This is a genomic window from Acinetobacter sp. S4397-1 (assembly GCF_024129285.1).
In the GTDB taxonomy this organism is placed as follows: Bacteria; Pseudomonadota; Gammaproteobacteria; order Pseudomonadales; family Moraxellaceae; genus Acinetobacter; species Acinetobacter lwoffii_C.
In genome coordinates this window covers 1-1,381 of record NZ_JAMXXZ010000073.1, presented here as the reverse complement: position 1 = coordinate 1,381, position 1,381 = coordinate 1, and the positions used below count along the sequence as shown (strand labels likewise).

At 30.3% G+C, this 1,381-nt stretch carries 3 protein-coding genes; 1 reads left to right on the top strand and 2 read right to left on the bottom strand.

The window, feature by feature from the left end:
* Positions 1–91: 4Fe-4S dicluster domain-containing protein (locus NI467_RS14545; protein ID WP_253152171.1), on the top strand; the 91-nt coding region annotated here is incomplete at its 5' end.
* 57 nt (positions 92–148) lie between these two features.
* Here NI467_RS14545 and NI467_RS14540 read toward each other — a convergent pair.
* A complete protein-coding gene (locus tag NI467_RS14540; RefSeq protein ID WP_253153493.1) occupies positions 149–568 on the bottom strand; it encodes a hypothetical protein in 420 nt (139 codons plus the stop codon).
* The gene (locus tag NI467_RS14535) at positions 568–1,137 is read right to left on the bottom strand and encodes a hypothetical protein (RefSeq protein ID WP_253153492.1); all 570 of its coding nucleotides are present in this window, start codon (positions 1,135–1,137) and stop codon (positions 568–570) included. The genes NI467_RS14540 and NI467_RS14535 overlap by 1 nt, the downstream gene beginning before the upstream one ends.
* Between the last annotated feature and the right edge of the window lie 244 nt (positions 1,138–1,381).

Here is a 1,381-nt window from a genome sequence, read left to right as displayed (position 1 = left end):
CTGCAAGACCTGTGACATCAAAGATCCATCCCAGAATATCACCTGGGTAACACCGGAAGGTGGCGGTGGTCCGAATTATCCGAATATGTAATCTCTGCTGAGATCAAAATAAACCCGCTTCAAAGCGGGTTTATTTTTTATCTTTTATTTAAAAATTGTTTAATAAATAAGCTAGACTTTGTGTAACAATCCATAAAAGTCCGAAAATAAATATTAAATATTGTATATAAAAAAGATACGGATATTTATCCATTAACTCGACTAACTGCCGTTTTTCAATTTTAAAATAAAACCCCTTTCTATAAAGTTTCTTAAATTTAATTTCCATTTTTATATTTAAAATCTCCCTCCAAAAAACTAATGGCAAAACACTTAAAAAGTAAAAATTAAAAATTTCCAAAGGTTTTTTATATGTATTTTCATCATCAAATATAGTTTTACAAATTCCTTTTAAATTCATATTTATGTAAATATATTGGAGAATAAAGAAGAATAAAAATAAAACAAAAAAAACAACACTTGTAAATATTAATGGCATGGTTTTTATTAAATATAAAATAGTGTCCATTATTTAATATTCTCCCCTCTAGACTCAACTGCATCATATATTTTTTCAGATATCCATCCGGCACCCTCACTTGCTAACATTCCACCTATTGCTGATACTCCGGCGACAACACCTAATACAATTAAGGAACTCCCCCCTGAAGCGATAGTTAATACAATAAATCCTCCGATAGCTGCCCCTCCTAAACTGCCAGCAATTTTAGAGGTTTCAATGACAGATTTTTTGACTTTTTCTTCAGATTTCGCTTCATTTACAGCTTCTATAGCATTATAAACATCTAATGCTAAAAATAAGTATCCTCCCCCTTTTATAGTTTTACTTACTTTCCCTAACTCACTCATGTTTTTAACATAATCTTTCATTCCACCTTTATAAGTATTTCCTCTAGCCAAAGCTGAATGATTGATTAAGCGTCTCATATTATTTGTTTTAATAGATTGATCCCATTTAAAAAAATTTTTAGCAAATTCCTTATCGAGTTCATTATATAAATGAGCATACCTTTTTCTAAATGCCTTAAAGTTTTTTGGATTTGCTAAAGAGGAACCTTTCGCTTTTTCTTCTGACATTTTTAATGCCAGTTCTCCATGGATTTTATGTATTCTTTGTATGGATCCCTCAGAAAAACTCAATGCTCCATCTATACCTGTTTTTATAGCAGCTCCCCATGCTATATGGGAACTATTAGATATGTTTTCATTTTTATATACTAAAGGATGCTCATTAGATCTCTTTCATAAATCAAAAAACGATCTACTTTTTGCTACTTATTTGTACCAAAGAATTTTCAATATTCATGCATAATCTGCGGAT

Excerpts from the sequence above, each read along its gene's own strand:
- NI467_RS14540 (WP_253153493.1), bottom strand. The coding sequence starts at position 568 with ATGGACACTATTTTATATTTAATAAAAACCATGCCATTAATATTTACA.
- NI467_RS14535 (WP_253153492.1), bottom strand. The coding sequence starts at position 1,137 with ATGTCAGAAGAAAAAGCGAAAGGTTCCTCTTTAGCAAATCCAAAAAAC.